General features: G+C 43.0%; 16 protein-coding genes. 4 read left to right on the plus strand and 12 right to left on the minus strand.

Annotated features, from left to right (window positions below; translation table 11 throughout):
* Positions 1 to 65: 65 nt before the first annotated feature.
* The gene (locus AAA942_RS09875) at positions 66 to 647 is read right to left on the minus strand and encodes a hypothetical protein (RefSeq protein WP_338220097.1); all 582 of its coding nucleotides are present in this window, start codon (positions 645 to 647) and stop codon (positions 66 to 68) included.
* 66 nt (positions 648 to 713) lie between these two features.
* Positions 714 to 1283, minus strand: coding sequence for an outer membrane beta-barrel protein (locus AAA942_RS09880; RefSeq protein WP_338220098.1), 570 nt, complete (start codon positions 1281 to 1283; stop codon positions 714 to 716).
* Positions 1284 to 1430: 147 nt separating this feature from the next.
* Here AAA942_RS09880 and AAA942_RS09885 point away from each other — a divergent pair, with 147 nt between their 5' ends.
* The gene (locus AAA942_RS09885; protein WP_338220099.1) at positions 1431 to 3047 is read left to right on the plus strand and encodes a helix-turn-helix domain-containing protein; all 1617 of its coding nucleotides are present in this window, start codon (positions 1431 to 1433) and stop codon (positions 3045 to 3047) included.
* A 56-nt stretch (positions 3048 to 3103) separates the two neighbouring features.
* On the opposite strand, the gene AAA942_RS09890 is transcribed toward AAA942_RS09885, so the two are convergent.
* Positions 3104 to 3982, minus strand: coding sequence for a hypothetical protein (locus tag AAA942_RS09890; protein WP_338220100.1), 879 nt, complete (start codon positions 3980 to 3982; stop codon positions 3104 to 3106).
* Between the two features lie 165 nt (positions 3983 to 4147).
* Positions 4148 to 5182, minus strand: coding sequence for a DUF481 domain-containing protein (locus AAA942_RS09895; protein ID WP_338220101.1), 1035 nt, complete (start codon positions 5180 to 5182; stop codon positions 4148 to 4150).
* 131 nt (positions 5183 to 5313) lie between these two features.
* On the opposite strand from AAA942_RS09895, the gene AAA942_RS09900 reads away from it, so the two are divergent.
* Positions 5314 to 7728 carry a S9 family peptidase gene (locus AAA942_RS09900; RefSeq protein ID WP_338220102.1) on the plus strand — a complete coding sequence of 805 codons (2415 nt, stop codon included), beginning with the start codon at positions 5314 to 5316 and terminating at the stop codon, positions 7726 to 7728.
* A gap of 46 nt (positions 7729 to 7774) precedes the next feature.
* Here AAA942_RS09900 and AAA942_RS09905 read toward each other — a convergent pair whose 3' ends face one another.
* From AAA942_RS09905 to AAA942_RS09925, 5 genes are all read right to left on the minus strand, one after another.
* A complete protein-coding gene (locus tag AAA942_RS09905) occupies positions 7775 to 8149 on the minus strand; it encodes a hypothetical protein (protein WP_338220103.1) in 375 nt (124 codons plus the stop codon).
* Positions 8124 to 8624, minus strand: coding sequence for a hypothetical protein (locus AAA942_RS09910; RefSeq protein ID WP_338220104.1), 501 nt, complete (start codon positions 8622 to 8624; stop codon positions 8124 to 8126). The genes AAA942_RS09905 and AAA942_RS09910 overlap by 26 nt, the downstream gene beginning before the upstream one ends.
* A complete protein-coding gene (locus AAA942_RS09915; RefSeq protein WP_338220105.1) occupies positions 8617 to 8958 on the minus strand; it encodes a hypothetical protein in 342 nt (113 codons plus the stop codon). The genes AAA942_RS09910 and AAA942_RS09915 overlap by 8 nt, the downstream gene beginning before the upstream one ends.
* Positions 8959 to 9054: 96 nt before the next feature.
* Entirely contained in the window at positions 9055 to 11700 is a 2646-nt protein-coding gene (locus AAA942_RS09920) for a DEAD/DEAH box helicase (RefSeq protein WP_338220106.1), read from the minus strand.
* 2 nt (positions 11701 to 11702) lie between these two features.
* On the minus strand, positions 11703 to 13319 hold the full coding sequence (locus AAA942_RS09925; protein ID WP_338220107.1) for a site-specific DNA-methyltransferase: 1617 nt from the start codon (positions 13317 to 13319) through the stop codon (positions 11703 to 11705).
* Between the two features lie 79 nt (positions 13320 to 13398).
* On the opposite strand from AAA942_RS09925, the gene AAA942_RS09930 reads away from it, so the two are divergent.
* Complete coding sequence (locus AAA942_RS09930) at positions 13399 to 13872, plus strand: hypothetical protein (RefSeq protein ID WP_338220108.1); 474 nt, start codon at positions 13399 to 13401, stop codon at positions 13870 to 13872.
* 3 nt (positions 13873 to 13875) lie between these two features.
* Here AAA942_RS09930 and AAA942_RS09935 read toward each other — a convergent pair whose 3' ends face one another.
* From AAA942_RS09935 to AAA942_RS09945, 3 genes are all read right to left on the minus strand, one after another.
* Positions 13876 to 14097, minus strand: coding sequence for a hypothetical protein (locus tag AAA942_RS09935; RefSeq protein WP_338220109.1), 222 nt, complete (start codon positions 14095 to 14097; stop codon positions 13876 to 13878).
* Positions 14098 to 14406: 309 nt separating this feature from the next.
* On the minus strand, positions 14407 to 15600 hold the full coding sequence (locus tag AAA942_RS09940; protein WP_338220110.1) for an ATP-binding protein: 1194 nt from the start codon (positions 15598 to 15600) through the stop codon (positions 14407 to 14409).
* Positions 15601 to 15986: 386 nt separating this feature from the next.
* Positions 15987 to 16769: an undecaprenyl-diphosphate phosphatase gene (locus AAA942_RS09945; RefSeq protein WP_338220111.1), complete on the minus strand. Its 783-nt coding sequence runs from the start codon at positions 16767 to 16769 to the stop codon at positions 15987 to 15989.
* Between the two features lie 142 nt (positions 16770 to 16911).
* Here AAA942_RS09945 and AAA942_RS09950 point away from each other — a divergent pair, with 142 nt between their 5' ends.
* Positions 16912 to 18798 carry a DUF4139 domain-containing protein gene (locus tag AAA942_RS09950; RefSeq protein WP_338220112.1) on the plus strand — a complete coding sequence of 629 codons (1887 nt, stop codon included), beginning with the start codon at positions 16912 to 16914 and terminating at the stop codon, positions 18796 to 18798.
* Position 18799: the final 1 nt, after the last annotated feature.

Consider the following 18799-nt stretch of genomic DNA (forward strand, 5'->3'; position numbering starts at 1 on the left):
AAGTAACTTTATAAACGTCCTAAAATAATTTTATGTAAAATTTTAACGCTTCGAATTAATTATAATTAATAGCTATACATTTTTAGATTTTCCCAGTCCAACAATTTAGTAAGCTGATCAATGGATTTACTGTAAGTGGTAAGGGTAGAAGGATTTGCAGGATAGCTGGTCCCATCAAATTGGGCCACCCGATTGGCTCCTCCACTGTAGAGAATCAAGTTTTTCCAGCCATTGGAGCTTTCATCATCCAAATAGGCCGGGTATTTTACCACAGAAAAGCGGGTGATCACATCTCCATGGCTGGTAAGCAGCAAAACCGTACAACCTCCTGATCCGCAGAAAAAAGGACCGGTCATTCCGACCAATATTTCCTGATCTCCGTCTCCGTTTAAATCTACCTGATTGTATTTGTAAGTTCGGCTAAGGGAATCGATCAATCCCAAGGCCAGATCCTCCTTGAATTGATCCAGAAGGGTGAGCTGAATCAATCGCTGGATATTGCTTTGATCTTCGGGGGTAAAGTCAACTGAATCAGTCTCAGAGACCAATGAATCTACCGATAGCTCCTCGGTCACAGAATCAGCCTTTGGCTGACATCTCCAACCCAAAAAAGCTAGAAGAAGAGCGGTCAAAAGCTTTTTAGGCATTTCTGATTAATTTAAGGCAAAAAGGAGAGAATAAAATTTTATTCTCTCCCTAAACTACAAAATAATTTAAAATCTCAATCCGGCAGTAATAAAAATTCCTTTGGATTTACCTAAATCTATCTGATCAATGTCTTTTTGCACATTGGAAAGCGACCATTGATAGGATAGATCCAAATAGAAAATAGCAATATCCAAGCCCGCGCCTGCGAATACCCCCCACTGTGGAGATTCTATTTCATCCTTGTCATAAAACTCACTGCTCGTCCCAGTCACTATCAAGCCTGAAGCCCCTCCGAATACTCTCAATCCGGCAAATGAATCCGCATTACCCAAGACATCGAGCCCTACTGCCACGGGTATTCTCAGACCACTGTAAGTCAGATCCGTCACCGGGGAGGAGGTCGATGTAAAATATTCCACGGAACTGGTCTGATAAAACAGGCCCGGTTCTACGTAAAATTTCTCCCCAAAAGCGACGGATCCGCCAATCTGCCAACCCACCTGACCGGAGGCATCTGTGCCTTCACCGTTGATATTGGTCATGTTTACACCGATTCCAGGCTTGATCTGTGTCTGTGCCTGAAGTCCCACTAAGCCTGCCAAAAACAGGGAGGCTGCAAATAGAAATTTTTTCATAGGAATTAAATTTTGGTTTTTATAAAATTTTCCTAGTTCAATTTCACCAATCCTTTGAGCATCCTATTTTTCTTTGGATGAAAAAAAATTACAAACCCCTGTTATTTTATTAAAGCTGTTATTTTTAGCTGTTATATTTCGTAAATCATGCGATTTGTCATCTTTTCTTTCATTTCTCTAGTGATTTCCTTGCCCTCTTTTGGGCAGGACACGCTTTTTATTGCCAAGCATTCCTTTTCCACTCCGGTAAGAAATGTCTTCGAAGCAAACGGAGAAGTGTATGTCAAAACAGGAGATAAACTCTATCAACTGGAAGGAAATGAGTGGGAGGAACTGGAAATAACATTTCAAAAACCCTATGTTTTTTTCAAGGACCAGTTCTATGAATCGGATTTTATTCCCAATTCTGAACTTTTCGACACCAAACCCATTCAGGATTTGATCCCTCAGCGAGGGGTGTTTATTGCCACAGGCGCCCGGAAAGGTGATCGCCTATTTATCTCAATTGGCTCTTCACTTTTTGAATATGAAATCCGACCGCATTACACCAAAACCTATCACAACAAATCCATCCGGGATATTTTTTGGGAACCGGGGCTAAAAGTGGTTTCTACTTATTCCGGCATTTTTGTCAACGATTCCATTTTATTGGATTATCCCACCTATACCAATGGACCCATGGTGAGGATCGAAAATCGATATTTCCTCCCTTGGGATGAACTGAGTGAGTTTTTTCCTCCGGATTCTTCAGTATTAATCCCTGACGGAACTAGCCCTTTCGCAGGAAAAGCCCGAAAAATCCTGAGGTGGAAAGGGGAGATCTATTCTATGAATACACTCTCAGTCAGCAAGGTAGAGGAAGAGTTTACACTCCATCCCATTCATCAAGGAGATGAGTATCTGGACATGGAGATCTATGGTGATAAAGGACTTTTGATCAGTACAATTTCGGGCACCTGTTTATTATGGGATGGAGAGAAAATCTATCCTATTGCACAAATCCCTAGCCGAATTAGGGATATTTATGTGGCTGGGCAGCAAGTTTTTTTGGCTTCGGACCTAGGAGTCTATGTCCTGGATGAACTCAAACAAGAAACCATAAGCTTGGAGTATTCGATCCCGTATTCGGTTGCTTTGCAGATCGATGGGCTTGGAAATCTCTGGATTGCCAGTGAAAATGGTCTTTATGTAGTAGATGAAGAGTTTGGAAAAGATCCTTTTCTCGTAATCCCACAAGTGGAATTTAATCGGGATGCTATTTTTCTCAAAGAAGAAATCCTCTATGCTGGGGCTGTAGATGGGCTCTATCAGGTCAATACCTATGAAATCAAGAAGGAATTTATCCCAGGCATTGCAGCCACTTTGACGATTCTTGATTTTCGCTCCAAAAATGCCTTTTGGGCATTATTGGGAGGAATTTTTATTTTAGGGATGGTCAGTATAGTCCTATGGAGGAAATATTTCGGGCAGAAAGAAACGGGGACGCAAATGCAGCAAAAAAATGAATTGACCTTGGAAGATTTTAGGTTGGCCATTTTGGAAAACAATCTTTCCACGGTCGATTCAATAGCTGAGAAATTTGACACAAATACCGTCCAACTCAACCGCATCTTTAAAAATTTCGACACTACTCCCGGCAAGTATCTCAAAAAAATCAAGCTGGAATTGGCCTCAAAACTTCTCAGTGAGGGAATGGACATCGAAGAAATCTCCAAAAAAACGGGGTACTCTACCGCATTTATCAAGAAAGAACTCATAAAATGAGAAAAAAGCTGAAGGATTTTCCCTCAGCTTTTTGCCAATCTGTCCAAACTCAACTCTTATTTTCTGTAAATCGGCGTTCGTTTCAATAGGTACTGGAGCGTGATTTTATAGGCATCGGTAGTCGGCCAAAAGCCTGTATGGGACTGAGAATAGATGTTTTCTCCTTTGTCCGTGTAAATATTCATGGATATAGCCGTGGAATAGTTCTGTTGGGAAGAAGAGTAAGTACTCGCACTTCCCTTGCTCGATCCGTTGATAGCCCCGATAAAATTATTTTTGGAATCAGATGAAGTTGAACTTTTTTGACTGTAGGAACTGGAACTACTACTTGTGACGGTAGTCCGGTCTTGAGTGATTGTCCCTTGGATCACATATTCCACTCCGAGGATATTGCAGATCTCTCCCATTGTAAAACCTCTCATATTGCCCTCATTTACTCCATTTCGGATCAGCAGAGCATTCGTTTCATTCACATCCTGAAGGGTTAAAGCACCTATATGCTTGTTCAAATAGGAATATGCTTCCATCTGAACCTGATAGGTAATTTCTTCGCTCGCATTTTGCTTATCGATCAAGTAGTGAAAAGGAAGTATGGCCACCTTATTGTGATGATCCTGAGGCTGATTGAACTCTGGGCCGGGCTTAGCTCCGGCAGGGGCATTTCCGGATTCACTGCTCAAGTTAGGCTTATTGAAAAACTCAATTCTTCCTGAAGCAAAGGTGATCTTGATGATGTCTGATTTTGGGACCTCATAGGTCAATTCTTCTCCTGCGTAGGAGAATTTGATTGAACTTGGGCTGATTTCCTTTACTGTGCCCTGTAGCTCATCCCCGTTGATCTTGAGGATGGTATCTACCTTTTTGTCTTGTGCCAATGCAGTAAAACCGGAAATTACCACAAAGACAAAAACAGGAAGCAATAACTTGATATTCATGAGGCTGGAAGGCTATTAATTTCCCCAAAAAAACCTGAATACAGCAGTAAGCCCAAGTTTGGTTCTTTTTATTATGAAACAGGAGATGTGTTTTTTATTACAATCTGTTATTTCGATTGTAATTTCTAAAAGATAAGAGGCTTGAATCCTGCAAAAGAAGTGGGTTTACCTCCTGTGAACAGTCCATCCAAACTTCAACTCTAAAATAAAATCCCGGTTTTCGGTTTCCAGTGGAGGATCACTGTCCGTATTCAATACATAGTGAATCCCGATATTGAAGTGATTGAGAAAAAGGTATTTTAAATCCAGGCTCAGCGTGTTTCTGATCCTTCCTTTTTCTGTCAGGCTGGGAAAAAAACTCCAGTCGGCCATCCCGTCAAAGTTTTCCCCAAACTTCCCATAGAGGTGTGTACTTAGATTTCCTTCCACACTTTTGAAAATCTGCGGATTTTCAAAATACTGCTCCCTGTTTGAAACCAAGCCTCCGCTAAGTGAAAAAACCTTGTCATCCCGATGAACAATATACCTTCCCATACTGAGCGAAAAATTCCTTCTGAGATCCAAATTCTGTTCTGTAGTGGAAAAGAGCAGATACCTGCCATTAAAAAACCATTCTTTGGGTAAAATATAGGACAAGTTGTAGGTAAAGCTGGATCTGCCAATCACGGTAGGCCCGATGACAGCTGCATAATTCTGGAAGTCAAAATTGGTATCCCATCTGCGGGTACGATACCGGGAATACATCCCTGCCGAAAGCGAAAGGGAGTTTTCAGACTTGGCCCGCGTGAATCCCAAGTCGATTCCCAATTTAAACCGGTCCTTAAACCTCTTTTTTTGGTCCTTCCCTAAGGTGTAAATGTCTTTTTGACGGAAAAAATAAACCGAATCGGCCATTCTTATCCCCACCATATCCTGATGGGTGGAATCCAAAATCAGCTGACCTCTCCAGTTTTTATTTCGTATATCATTGAGCAAAAATCCTTCAGGACTGGATACTTTAGCCACTTCACTCAGCTTGATATCTACCGCGGCGCTTCGATAGGCCGTTTTGAAGTAGATTTTCTCAGCCGTGATTTTTTCGATCTTACCCAGCAAAAGATCTCCATACTTAGTGTACAAACTATCCTGAGCTATTGCATTGCCAAATACACCTATCCACAGAAATCCAAAGAAGCCTAGCCCGAAGAATAGTTTATTCATTCTATTTTACCTATTTCCAAAAATAGTCAAAAGAATGAATTCACTCCTTTAGGGAATCCTCAAGCCGTACACCAAGTTTTTTGGGCAGAGTCTATTCTTCTTTTTATTTTCCCAAAAAAATCATTCGAGATATGAACCCATTTTTGAAAAAACTTTCTCTTTTGGTGTATTTGTGCAGTTTCGCCTGGAGCCTGACTGCCCAAACCACCTACCAAACTCCCCCCGCATCCATCGCAGACCTATTCAATGCACCCGCCACTCCCTCCGTCTCTTTCAACAAGGATGGATCGATGATGATGGTTTTGGAACGATCCGAAGCACCTTCCATTGATGATCTGGCTCAGCCCGAACTCCGAATAGGAGGCATTCGGATCAATCCGGCTACCTCGGGGCCCAGCAGATCGGGAAGTTTTTTCAATGTGAAAATCAAAAACACCCGAAGCGGAGAAGAAAAACAAATCACAGGGTTGCCCCAAAATCCCAAAATGAGTGGCTTTTCCCTTTCTTCAGATGAAAAATATTTGGCATTCACGAATACAGAAGCCTCAGGGATCAGCCTTTGGGTAGTGGACTTATCCACATTTGAAGCGAAAAAGCTTACGGAGCCTATTCTCAATCAGGTTTTTGGAAACTCTGTGGCTTGGATGCCGGACAATTCCATCTTGATCAAAGCGGTAAATCCCCAAAGAGGCTCCATGCCCAAAGCTCCAGCAGCACCTGCCGGTCCGGTCATTCAGGAAACTTCCGGAAATGCAGCTCCCAGCCGTACCTATCAGGATTTGCTCAGCAATCCCTACGATGAGGCGCTTTTTGCCTACTTCATGGACTCCCAATTGATGAAAGTTGGATTGGATGGCAGCAAAACTCCTGTCGGAAAACCAGCCATGATCAAATCCATGGATCTGAGCCCTGATGGAAGTTATTTGTTGATCGAATCCATCCAAAAGCCGTTTTCCTATCTCGTCCCCGCCAGCCGATTCCCCTATTCCGTAGAAATCTGGAAATCCAGCGGAGAGATGGTCAAGACTTTGGCCCAGATTCCGCTGGATGAAGTGAGACCAACCGGCTTTGATGCCACGGTGACCGGACCAAGAAGCATCAACTGGAGAGCGGACCAAGCTGCCACCCTGTATTGGGTAGAGGCTCAGGATGGAGGAAATCCACGAACAGAAGTGGCTGAACGGGATATCGTGTATACGTTGTCCGCTCCTTTCTCCCAAGAAAAGCAAAAGCTGGCATCTACCTCCCTGAGATTCGGAGGAATTGCCTGGTCTGATGATTCCTTTGCGATTTTGAATGAAAGATGGTTTGCGAGCCGAACAGAAAAGAGATCTGTGATCAATCCGTCCAATCCATCCCAAGCACCAAAAGTGATCATCGAGCGGTCTTCAGACGATCTGTACAATGATCCCGGAGATCCGATTTACACCGAAAATCAGTTTGGAAGGAGTGTATTGATGCGAAAAGGAGACTTGCTTTACATGCGATCCGAAGGCGGAAGTCCGGAAGGAAGCATGCCGTTCCTCTCCACCTTCAATACCGCTACCAAAGAGCAAAAAATCCTCTGGAGATCTCAGGCCCCTTACTACGAGCGGGTAGTCAAAGTCATGAATGCCGATGCTACTGAATTTGTGACGTTGAAAGAAAGCACCGATATCCAACCCAATTATTGGCTGGTCAATACCCGCAAGCGAATTGCTCCGATGCAGGTGACCAACTTTGCTCATCCCTACGAGTCCATCAAAGGGATCAACAAGCAACTGGTCACATACAAAAGAAAAGACGGACTGAATCTCTCTGCCGTAGTCTATACTCCAGAGGGATATGATCCTGCCAAAGACGGAAGACTGCCTGTCCTGATGTGGGCCTATCCACGTGAGTACAAGTCAGCAGCTGATGCCGCTCAGGTGAGAGGTTCCAAGTACACGTTCACTCGTCTTAGCTGGGGTTCTCCGATCTATTGGGTGACTCGAGGCTATGCCATCATGGACCAAACCGAAATGCCGATCGTAGGCGAAGGAGATCAGGAACCCAATGATTTCTTTATCGAGCAGCTTGTAGCCAATGCAGAGGCTGCGATCGATCATATTGTAGAAATGGGCATCGGAGACCGAAACAAAATCGCTGTGGGAGGCCACTCTTATGGGGCTTTTATGACGGCCAATTTGCTTTCCCATTCCAACTTGTTTGCTGCAGGTATCGCTCGAAGCGGTGCTTACAACCGGACCTTGACTCCGTTTGGATTCCAATATGAGCAAAGGACTTACTGGGAGGCGCCAGAAGTATATTTCAACATGTCGCCGTTCTCTTTCGCCCACCAGGTGAAAACGCCGATTCTATTGATCCACGGAGAGGCGGATAATAATTCAGGGACTTTCCCGATCCAGTCCGAGCGCTACTACAATGCCTTGAAAGGTCACGGTGCCACCACCCGATTGGTTTTTCTCCCGCATGAGAGTCATGGCTATGCAGCCAAAGAGTCCGTACTCCACACCCTTTGGGAGATGGATACTTGGTTGGAAAAATATGTGAAGAATAGGAAGTAAATGGATTTTGAATAAAATGGGCATTTCTCTAAATTATAGAAATGCCCTATTTTTTTTGAAATACTATCTCAGAGGATTTTGCAAGATTTCTTGCTTGCGAATCTGTTAATTCCACGATGCCTTCTGTCCTATGAATCTCAGCATGTTCAGGATTATCAGATAATGGTTTTGGAAAAGGATAGGTTTGAATTTCTCTACAATAGGCTGTTTTAACTTTGACAATAGCCTTTAACTCAAAGCGTTCTTCTATTGCCCCAACGATTTCAAGTTCATTCCTTTCCGCATCTCTATCCACAGATACTCCCAATGAGTCTTTAAATGCGGCAGAACTTGGTCTATTTTCCTTTTCTTTCCACCAATTAGGATACGGCTTTATAGCCCTGTAAAGTAATTCTTCATCTTTGATAAAATCCTTCTCCATAAAATTCATTAACCTTATAAAAAATCCTAGAAAAATCTATTTTGTCCGAAGACTCTATTTCACCAATTACCTGAAAAAACTTTATGAAATCCTCAAAGATTTCGATTTCCAAATAATCTCCATTTCCTTTTTCGTATTCGAATTGAATACTTTTTCTGGCTGTGGGAAATATTTCAGGTTGTACTCTTAATGAAAATAAAACGGACTTAGCTTTTTCAATTAAAGCATCCGAAAAAGGCTCAGCGTTATTTCCATTCCAATTAAATTCCAATTTTTTGAATTCCTCTAACTTTTCAAGATTTGATTTTAAATCCTGACCGACATGGGAGGAGTCATTGGAGTGGATAACAAAAATATATTTGGAATCTAAATTTGGCTGGGCTAAAGATGTCATAGCCCAAATATTTTGACCAGGGATCCTTTGCACATTTTTACTGGATGCAAGACATGGTTCGAAATCGAGTACTTCAGACATTTTTCTTCAGATTAGATTTTAAACTTTTAATATGCTCTCCTAGCCACCTATGGATATCCTCAGCATGAGCAAGGTTGAGGACTATTCCATTTTCAACAAATCTCACAATGCTGGTTTCATGATCTCCTGGTTCCCGTTCTGCAGTGATTTCACTCAGAACCATCCCTTCTTTAACAGAATAAGTTTGAGAACGAGGAAGAGCCACCCTTTCTAAATAAAAATTAACCACAATCTCTCCTTGAGGGCTAATTCCTCCAAACGCTCCATTTACATACTTTGGATTATAGTCATCCTTAAATATGTATTTGAATTTAATTTTATCAGGCTTGTCCATAATATAAAAGTTATGCTTAAGGTAAGCAGAAAATTTTTCTTATCAATACATTAAAAACTGTTCCAATTTCTAGAAGGTTTCCGATTTAACAATATATCACATCTCCCTAATCAACCCTTTGGCTTGATCAAATGAATAGGCTCCAGCCACTTCTCGCTGATCAAAGACCATCATGTAAATAAACTCTTTTCCAGCCAATTCAGCCCATTTTTTACCCAAACGGCACTTGGCTTCGCTGTCGCTATTATCCCGGTCATCTCCTTTTGTTTCCAAGACAATTACTTTTCCTGACTCGGTATAAATAATAAAATCCGGATAATGATTGGACTTAAAGCCATTGATTGCAAAGCCTCGGCCTTTGACTTGGTTGCGGTGCCAAAATCGAACATTGGGCATTCCGGCTATCTCAGAAATAACCCGAACCTCAAATCCGTTCATCGCTCCCTCGATATCATAAAGGGATTTACTGATGGATGGTCCAGGTTTGCCTGGAATCAAACGTTCAGGAAACTTCCACGCCGGAAGAGCCTCGATTTTTCCAACTGTGACCTGCTTTTCAAACTGTTCTTCGGCATACCTATCTGCATGTGATTTGATTTTTGCTTTGATCCGATCCGAATAGGACAGTCTCCTCACCAAAATATCCCTGAGTTGCTCCTGGGTCATACTTTCTAAAATCCGCTGAAGGTAAAGCTTGATTTCCTGCTCGGGAATCGGATACAAATTCCCGATTGTCCCCATTAATTGGTAAGCGATTTCTTTAATCTGCTTATCCTTGGGCTTTGCCAAAATGTAGTCCACTAAAGGCTCACGAACTATCAAATCCTCAATTTTTACGAAACTTGGAGTGTACTCATTCTTTTTGGCTTCCTGAATATCTACTTTGTAGAGGTCAGACTGGATTTGCTCAAAGTCAATCAGTGTGTCGTATTTGCTCAGCTTGAAATCCTTCAATAAGGATTCCTGGTTGAGCAATACCTGCTCTCCAATTCCAAAAAGTGCATTCGCTGTCACTTTTAGGTGAAATTGAGGAAGCTGAAGAGTGGATACATTTCCTAAAAATGCTTCTCTTATCTGGGCGGTTTTGATTTTTTCTCCCATATCTGCCAATAAAGGAAGGTCTGAATACTCTTCTTTAAGTTTTTGAATTTCTTGATCTAAGCGGTCAGTTTCCTCCGTAGCCATTTTTTCAATTTCTTTTATCGAAGGAAAAACTGGTGACTCACTATCATGAACTTCATCTGGAGCAAACTGAATACGATTCGGGTCAATCGCCTCCTCATAAGGCTCTGCTTCTGTTTCCTCCGGAAAAAGAAAGTTTTCCAATGGCTTTTGGATCACCTGTGTTTTCACTGACTCAGGCATTACATCTTGCTTGCGATAATCCTTGTCACTGAAGCCCGAGGCTTGCAGTCCTTTGACGATATTTTGAAGGGTGTCGTGAAACTTTGCCGAAGCAGTCAACACATAGGAAATGTTGAGCAGGGCATGGGCATGCTTCATCACGTAAGGTTGACGTAGGACTCGGCCCAGAATCTGCTCTACATCCACCGCCGAAGACTTGTCTGCAAGAGAAGCCAAAATGTAGGCAAAGGGACAATCCCAACCCTCCTTCAGCGCATTGATCGTAATTATGTAACGAACAGGACAAGTCTCAGACATCAGGTCGATTCCTTTCAATTCGTCCTTTTCAGCAGTTTTGATCTTTATTTCTTCGTCTGGAATTCCCAAACTCACCAACTGCGCTTTCAACTTTTCAAAAGTGGTATTGTCCTCCGAAGTACGGGGTTGTGCTTGAAAGAGCACTATCGGACGGATGTATTTTCCTCCCGCTTTTCGCTGCTCGATGGCCAGGGCTTCCAGTTTCTGTCGGAGATGCAGCGCCGAACTGATCACTTCCGTCTTGTCGGGATGGTTATAGACAATGACCGGCAGCTTGACCATGTGTTCCTTTTTCAGGGAAATGGCAGGTACCAAACTGACAATATTGGAATTATTCTTCGGGGTAGCGGTTAAATCAAGGACAAAGCTGGGATTGAGATTTTTCAGCATGTCCACGCTCAGTTCGGACTCGGCATTGTGGCTTTCGTCCACCACCACTACCGGATTGAGGCTACGGATCACATTGATGAGGGCGGTCTCATCTGTATCTGGCAAAAGGTGAGAATCGTCTTTGTATTGCGCTGCAAACGTGGCCAATTGACCGTTCTCCTGATAGACTTTTCTGTCTTCCTTCTTTTTGGAACGAAGCGAGGAGAAGCTCATCACCACGATGGTCAACTGCTCGGAAACTACCGTGGGATTAAAATTAGAGCCTTGAAGCAAGTCTTTCTTTTCATAGACATGGACCCGATGGTTGAATAGGGCATTAAGCTTCTGCCTATAAGGATGGTCGGGATTACTGAGGTTGTTTACTGTCTGATCGAGAAGATTACTCCAGGGAACAAGCCACACCACCGCTTTGGGATGCAAAGTATCGAAGGCATCAAAGATCGTCCGGAGTGCATTGACGGCGATAAAGGTCTTTCCGCCGGCGGTCGGCACTTTGATGCAAACGTTGGCTGCATGGGGAATGGTATGCTTGTACGAGGGCATTCCTGTCCCGTCCAGCGGATTGTAGAGTCCCCATTTTTCCTCGGTGTAGGTATCAAATGCCTTTCGGATATCCTTGTGCACTTGGATGGAGTCCAAAAAAGACCGAAGATCGGCGATGACTTGCTGTTGGTAGGGCTTGAGTTCCATGCTTAAAAACGGGTAATGTCTCGTGGGATTTTCTTAAAAATGATGCGGTGCTTCTGCATCAGCGCCTCGGGCAGGAGGCAATTGTCCGCATAGCAGATGTACTGCTCTGCCGGCTGAGTGACCCAGCCGGAGAGTGACTCAAAGTCCAGCGTGGTCAGTCTGTCCTGCTCGTAGATGAAGTAGTAAGCGGTATCTTCCAAAGTCCCGAGGTAGTAGCGATCTGGATGATCGACAGGCGGTATCCACTTCGTACGGGTCTCGGAATACCAGATATAGGAGAGGATATCGGAGATTGCGACGGCCTCGTTCAGATTTCCCTCGGTATCGAAGAGGGCCGGGCCGAGGGCATAAAAGCCAAAATCCCCTCCGGTCCCTTCCACCACCTTGCTGCCACTCCCATAGCCCTGGATGACTCGCCGAACTCGCTCCGCAGTGATGGAGTCCGCATAGTCCTCCATCTCGATTAGGATAAACTTTCGATCACCTCCGTCTTCTTTGTTCAGATTCAGAACAGCATGGGCGGTGGTACCCGAACCGGCAAAGGAGTCTAGGATAATGGAGTCTTTTGAGGTTGAGATTTGTAAAATCCTTTTCAATAATTCTTCAGGTTTTGGAGTTGAAAAATCACTTTCAACATCCGAGAAAATTGATCTCAGCAATCTTCTCCCACTTTGATTGTCTCCTGAAAATTCTCTAGACCACCAAGACGATGGTACTACACCTTCATTTAGTTCGTTTTGAAACTGCTTCAATCTTGGAAATGAATTTCCATCTTTTCCAAAGGATATTTTATTTTCTTGTAAAAGCCTATTAAATGTAGAGACTTCATATCTCCAAACCCTTGATTCAGAAGGGAAAATAGCTTTGCCGGTAATAGGATTTTTAATCGAGTAATATAGATTGGGGCGCTCAAATCGGGTCTTATTACTAGTACAATCCCCAGATGCCCAAGGCCCTCTTGGATCATTATCTGGATTTTTATATCTGGCTTTTTGACCCTCAGATTTCGGAATTAAATTTCTATTAAATCCATCTTTATCATTACGATTTGACTTTTTTTGCTTCGCGTATACAAGAATAAAGTCGTGCATATCTGAAAAATTGATGGCATCATTTTGAGGCGACTGCTTTTTTTGCCAACAGATATTCGCTAAAAAATTATTCCCCCCAAAAATCTCATCGCAAATCAGCTTGAGGTTTGCCTGTTCGTTATCATCAATCGAAATAAAGATTGCCCCGTCTTTAGCCAGCAGCTTATGGAGTAGTTTAAGCCGGGGATACATCATACAAAGCCATTTATCGTGGCGGCTGAGGTCTTCGCCTTCCTTGCCTACGGTTTCGCCCAGCCATTTTTTGATTTTGGGATGGTTGACGTTGTCGTTGTAGACCCAGTTTTCATTGCCGGTGTTGTAGGGCGGATCGATGTAGATGCAGTTGACTCGGCCCTCGTACTCGGGCAGGAGGCTTTTGAGGGCTTCGAGGTTGTCGCCTTGGATGATTTTGTTTTCAGATGGACTGGATTCCGTGTTGAACTCGTATTGCTTCTCGAGTACTCGGTAGGGTACTTCCTGATGGTGATTGACTACTTTTTCCTTGCCTATCCAATGCAGCGTGGGCATAAATCTTGAAAAATGGTTTTGGGTAAAAATAGGGGAAAAAATAAAATTTAGGGCTACTTTTCTTTTTTGAAAAGAGGTGATGAATTCAAGAGTTTTTATCAAAGTCGGCAAAATCGATTTGGCCATTCAATGGGTAGAACAGTCGCTTCTACCCGATTTTGCGGAAGAGGTTGATCGGCTAAAGGAACTGGAAAAGATCCAGTTTCGGATTTTGGAGGCTGATCCTTTTGAGTTGACGGTACGAGTGACTCAAGGTAAGCTATCTGAAGGAGGCCAAAAATCAGGAAAAGAACTTTCAGATTTGGCCAAAGCACTTTTCAGAAAGTACTTTCCATTTCATACGATATTTGCACGGCCTATTCCCTACAGAGAAATCCCTGCTGAGGAGTTGACCGGACAGGTGGTGAGTTGGAAGTTGAGCGAAAAAGGAATTTCCCTGGACAAAATCGGTGAAGAAACAGGAATCCCTAAGCAACAGCTTCATGCTTGGGTCAGTGGTGCGGAACCCATGGATGCAGTTGTCCGGGCGATGTTTTATTACCTGCTCAGGTAAGAACTAGGAAGGAGGTTTGCTTTTTCGCTTGGGATTCGCATTAGCTTCGATTTCCCACTTTTTCATTTCATTTTCCTGCTTCTTCCAATCAAGTTTATGATCCAAATGTGCTTTGAAGAATAGGTATAGAAGAAATCCTAGTGAAATAAGGAACGCAAGAAATGGAGGCATGATGTGCCAAGGTGCACCTAACCCCAAGTATTTTAAATAATCCAGAATCTTCATGTCTTTCAAATTTGAATCCAACATAAGCCAAGCGGCTGAGTAAGATTAGGACACATCTTTTCGAGGTCAGAGGAAACTCGAAAATCCGCCTAATTGCCTCATTTAGGTTACTTTGATTTGGTATTCAAAGGAAGAAGAGTAGTCGGAATACGAAAGGACAAAAATGAAGCATGCCTATTTGAGGCAGCTTGAAGCTCTTTTTGTAAAAATCCAGCACACTAATTAAGACAAACTGGATGTGAAAAGAGGACAAATCTGCCCCCTAAAAAAACTCAGCCCTGCCAAGATTCGAAATCCCGGCAGGGCTTTTTAATACAAAAAACCAAAAAGCCAAAGTGGAATTGTGTTCTTAACTCCGATTTCAATATCATCTTTGACCAAAAAGGAATCCGGGAGATCCTTGATCTGATAGCTCGTTTTGTTTTTTCCTCCGACCTCAAAGCTCCATTTTTCATTGATCAAAAAATCTCCCTTCTCGGCAAGATGAACAGTAGAAACAGCCTTGAGCTGATTGGCAAAAAAGCTTTCCCGAATGGTCCCAACACTGACATTTTCCTCTCCCAGAGCATAAAGCAAATTAGGGTTTCCTAGGTATAATTTCTCAGGCTTGGTGAGAGCCCCAACTCCAGAATTCGGTTTATGGAGGATTTGCAGGATTCTGGCACGATCGAGCAACTCAAACGCTCGAAGCAAGCTGGGCCGTGAGATGCCCGCTTTTTGACTGAGTTCAGACACATTTGGGGTAAAAGGAACTGAGGTGGCGATCAGCCGAATTAACTTCTTTAGCTTAAATACGGTTTCATAGTCCATGTTTTCCACTGCCATAAGATCTACTTCCAGAATCAACTGAACTATTTTTCGGAGCTTTTCGGAATAGATTTCAGTTCCTTCTTTAAAAAATGGATAGGCTCCCCATTTCACATATTTCTGAAAAAGCGCTATCGGCTGGATAGAGGAGATTATTTGGGAAGCAAGTCTGACATGTTCCTGAAGAACCTGTTCAAATGAAATCACGGGAAAGGTAACTCCTGTCTCCAATTCGATAAATTCCCGAAAGGAAAGTTCAGGTAAAAGATAGCTGACGGCCCTTCGACTGAGGTCAGACTCTCCCTTGTAAATCTCCAAAATCGAAGAGGAAGTAAATACCACCTTGAGTTCGGGAAAATCATCATAAACCAATTTGAGTTCTCTGGACCAGTTTGGGTACTTATGAATCTCATCCAAAAGCAGCACTTTCCCTCCACTCAGATAAAACTGGTCTGCCAGTTCTACCATTGAATGCTCCATAAAATAGAGATCATCCAAAGAGATATAGAGGTTCGTTCCATCTGGCTTCAGGTACTTTTTGGCATATTGAAGCAACAGGGTGGTCTTTCCGGCTCCTCGGGCACCCGTGACAGCAATCAGCCGCTGCTTCCAATCGATCTTATCCAATAGAAAGCGACTGAAATCCAGTGAAATTCGCTGAATTTTTGCTTGGGAATTGGTCAATAGCTTTTCCATATTGTAAAATAGATTTTACACAAAAATACATTTTTTGTAAATCACATTTTACAAATTTTAAAACAATTTGTAAATTCAATTTTACAAAATTGATCTGAAAATATTTTGGTGGTTAAGCCCTTTGAAATAAATTAGGGTTTTTGTGAAGGAATTTAGCCCAAATCTGCTTCCCACATCAGGATCAAAAACACAATCCCCAACACAATCAGATACCAGCCGAAAGCGGTAAATCCATGATTGGATACGTATTTCAAAAACAGTTTCTCTGTGACCTTCTCTAAAAAACAGCTAGAGGTAAAACAGTCTATTTCTATTTCTCACAGATGTCTCAGATGAACACAGGTAATGTCATCTGTGAAAATCCGTGTAATCTGTGAGCAAAAAACTCATCCCAAATCCGACCCCCACATAAAGATCAAAAACAGGATCCCCAACACAATCCGATACCATCCAAATGCTGTGAATCCATGGCTGGAGACATATTTCAAAAACAACTTTACCGCAAACCAAGCCGAAACAAATGCCATCCCAAATCCGATAGCTAAAAGACTCAGTTGCTCTTGGGTAAAAGCTAAATCGGATTTGATCAAATCATACCCGCCTGCGGCCATCATGGTAGGTACCGCCAAAAGAAAAGAAAACTCAGTTGCCTGCTTTTTGTCGAGGCCATTGAATACCCCACCGATGATCGTGGCAGCCGCGCGGGAAGTCCCTGGCACCATGGAAAGACACTGGCATAGACCGATGAAAAAGGCGTTTTTGTAAGAAATATCCTCGACTTCCTTAAGGGTTGTCTCCTGATTGACCACTTTTTTGTCAATCAAAATCAAAATCACCCCACCAAGGATAAGTGAAACAGAAACCACGATCGGATTGAACAGGTAGCCTTTGATGAAATCATAGGCCAAAAGACCAATGACTGCTGTGGGTAAGAATGCTGCAAAAAGCTTGAAATAGATATTCAGACCCCGGAAAAACCGCTTGATATACATCAGCGCAATAGCCAAAATTGCTCCCAGTTGAATAAAGACCTCGAAGGTTTTGACAAACTCATCCTCGTGAATACCCATTAGCGTAGAGGCCAAAATCATATGGCCGGTAGAAGAAATCGGCAAAAACTCGGTGAGGCCTTCGATGATGGCAATGATGATACTTTGAAAAAGAGACATGTATTGGTGATTATTTGATCCGGCAAAACTAACAATCTCATCCGGAATCTGGGAAATGAAAGAATAGAAATCAATTTTTAATACTTGTTCTGTTGCCTTTTGATGAAAAAATTCGTTCTTTTTAAACTAAAACTAGCCACACATGAAAAGAATTTTTGCCTCACTTATTGCTTTTTCCTTGCTCGCAATCGCTCAGGCCCAAGATATCAAAGAGACAACACTGAACAGCCAAATCAAGGAAGTAACGCTGTTTCTCTCAGGGGCTCAAGTTTTTGAAACAGCCAGCGGGACTATCCCTACGGGCGAATCAGTAATTAGTATCAAGGGCCTTTCTCCTTATATCGATGAAAAAAGCATTCAGGTAAAAGCTCAGGGCAATTTTACCATCCAGGCAGTCAATAAGAGATTGGATTATTTAAGTGAAAAAGAGGTCGGAGAAAAAGTTAAAGACCTTCAAAAACAGATGGAATCCATTGAAAAGTCTATCACATTGGCCCAAAACAGACTTCAGATTCTATCCAACAAAGCAAGCCTGCTTTCTGCCAATAAAGACCTTGGCGGAACTCAGTCTGGACCAACTATGGCTGAATTAAGAACCGCATTAGAATTTTTTGATGCTGAGCTCACCAAAATCACCGCTGAAGAACTGGAAGTAAAATCCAAAATTATCGAAGGAGAAAAGGAGCTTGAGCTCATTCGCAATCAGATTCTAGCCATGCAGGAGAGCCAAAATAAATCAACGTCCGAAATCCGGATACGAGTAAAAGCTCCTGCATCAGGAAACGGCAATTTTCAGATCAACTATCTGGTAGCCAATGCAGGCTGGTACCCGAAATACGATGTGCGGGTCAAGACCATACAAGACCCCCTCATGATCAACTACAAAGCGGAAGTGTACCAAAATACAGGGGTGGACTGGAAAAATGTCAAGCTTCGATTTTCCAATGCCAATCCCAACCAAAGCGGACAGGCTCCCTTCCTCGAAAAGTGGGAACTGAACTATGCCCGCTTTACCACAGTGAATAAGTTTGCTTTGCCACCTGTACCGGGGCAGGTCAGCGGAGTGGTGCTGGATTCCAATGGAGAGCCCATCCCCGGAGCCACTGTCTTGGTCAAAGGAACCACCATCGGAACCTCCACTGACTTGGACGGGAGGTATTCAATCACCATACCCTCGACGGCTCAGAGCCTTGTTTTTTCCTTTGTAGGGTTTTCTACTCAAGAGATTGCTATCCAAGGGCGCTCCACAGTCAGTGTAAGTATGCAAGAAGATGTTTATGCACTCCAAGAGGTAGTGGTAACAGGATATAGCCAAGAAGCAAAAAAAAGCCTTCAAGGGAGAGTTGCAGGAGTTTCGATTACGGGGAGCAATACTAAGGATAGAGAATCCGCTCCACTTTTGACCAGCTTTGTCGAAAACCAAACCACCGTTGAAATCGAAGTAGCCGAACCCTATTCGATCAAAACCAACGGGGAGCGGACTTTGGTGGATTTGAAAAACTACGAAATACCGGCAAATTATCGCTACACCGCTATCCCCAAACTGGACAAAGATGCCTTCCTCTTAGCGGAAATCACCGATTGGAGTCAATACAGCCTGCTCGAGGGAGAAAGCAATCTGTACTTTGAGGAGGGTTTTGTCGGTCGGTCTATTCTCAATGCTGCCGCACTTCAGGATACGCTTCAAATCTCCATGGGCCGGGATCGCTCGATCGTAATGCAGCGGGAAAAAGTGGATCAATTCTCCAAAAAACGAACCATCGGCTCCAATATCACCGAAAGCCGGGGCTATGAGATCAACCTGAAAAACAATAAATCCCAACCCGTCACTCTCCTGTTGAAGGATCAGATTCCTGTATCGGTCAATTCCAACATTACAGTGACCTCTGGGGAACTCAGAGGTGGAAAACTCGATCCACAATCGGGAATAATCACTTGGGAAATAAGCTTGGCTCCGGGAGAACAGCAGAAAGTTTCTTTCCAATATGAAGTCAAGTATCCAAAAAGTGAACGGATAATTTTAGACTAAA

It is taken from the genome of Algoriphagus sp. oki45 (genome assembly GCF_036245605.1).
GTDB lineage: Bacteria > Bacteroidota > Bacteroidia > Cytophagales > Cyclobacteriaceae > Algoriphagus.

Excerpts from the sequence above, each read along its gene's own strand:
- AAA942_RS09890 (WP_338220100.1), bottom strand. The coding sequence starts at position 3,982 with ATGAATATCAAGTTATTGCTTCCTGTTTTTGTCTTTGTGGTAATTTCC.
- AAA942_RS09900 (WP_338220102.1), top strand. The coding sequence starts at position 5,314 with ATGAACCCATTTTTGAAAAAACTTTCTCTTTTGGTGTATTTGTGCAGT.
- AAA942_RS09885 (WP_338220099.1), top strand. The coding sequence starts at position 1,431 with ATGCGATTTGTCATCTTTTCTTTCATTTCTCTAGTGATTTCCTTGCCC.
- AAA942_RS09950 (WP_338220112.1), top strand. The coding sequence starts at position 16,912 with ATGAAAAGAATTTTTGCCTCACTTATTGCTTTTTCCTTGCTCGCAATC.
- AAA942_RS09915 (WP_338220105.1), bottom strand. The coding sequence starts at position 8,958 with ATGGACAAGCCTGATAAAATTAAATTCAAATACATATTTAAGGATGAC.
- AAA942_RS09910 (WP_338220104.1), bottom strand. The coding sequence starts at position 8,624 with ATGTCTGAAGTACTCGATTTCGAACCATGTCTTGCATCCAGTAAAAAT.
- AAA942_RS09920 (WP_338220106.1), bottom strand. The coding sequence starts at position 11,700 with ATGGAACTCAAGCCCTACCAACAGCAAGTCATCGCCGATCTTCGGTCT.
- AAA942_RS09905 (WP_338220103.1), bottom strand. The coding sequence starts at position 8,149 with ATGGAGAAGGATTTTATCAAAGATGAAGAATTACTTTACAGGGCTATA.
- AAA942_RS09875 (WP_338220097.1), bottom strand. The coding sequence starts at position 647 with ATGCCTAAAAAGCTTTTGACCGCTCTTCTTCTAGCTTTTTTGGGTTGG.
- AAA942_RS09940 (WP_338220110.1), bottom strand. The coding sequence starts at position 15,600 with ATGGAAAAGCTATTGACCAATTCCCAAGCAAAAATTCAGCGAATTTCA.
- AAA942_RS09935 (WP_338220109.1), bottom strand. The coding sequence starts at position 14,097 with ATGAAGATTCTGGATTATTTAAAATACTTGGGGTTAGGTGCACCTTGG.
- AAA942_RS09945 (WP_338220111.1), bottom strand. The coding sequence starts at position 16,769 with ATGTCTCTTTTTCAAAGTATCATCATTGCCATCATCGAAGGCCTCACC.
- AAA942_RS09895 (WP_338220101.1), bottom strand. The coding sequence starts at position 5,182 with ATGAATAAACTATTCTTCGGGCTAGGCTTCTTTGGATTTCTGTGGATA.
- AAA942_RS09930 (WP_338220108.1), top strand. The coding sequence starts at position 13,399 with ATGAATTCAAGAGTTTTTATCAAAGTCGGCAAAATCGATTTGGCCATT.
- AAA942_RS09925 (WP_338220107.1), bottom strand. The coding sequence starts at position 13,319 with ATGCCCACGCTGCATTGGATAGGCAAGGAAAAAGTAGTCAATCACCAT.
- AAA942_RS09880 (WP_338220098.1), bottom strand. The coding sequence starts at position 1,283 with ATGAAAAAATTTCTATTTGCAGCCTCCCTGTTTTTGGCAGGCTTAGTG.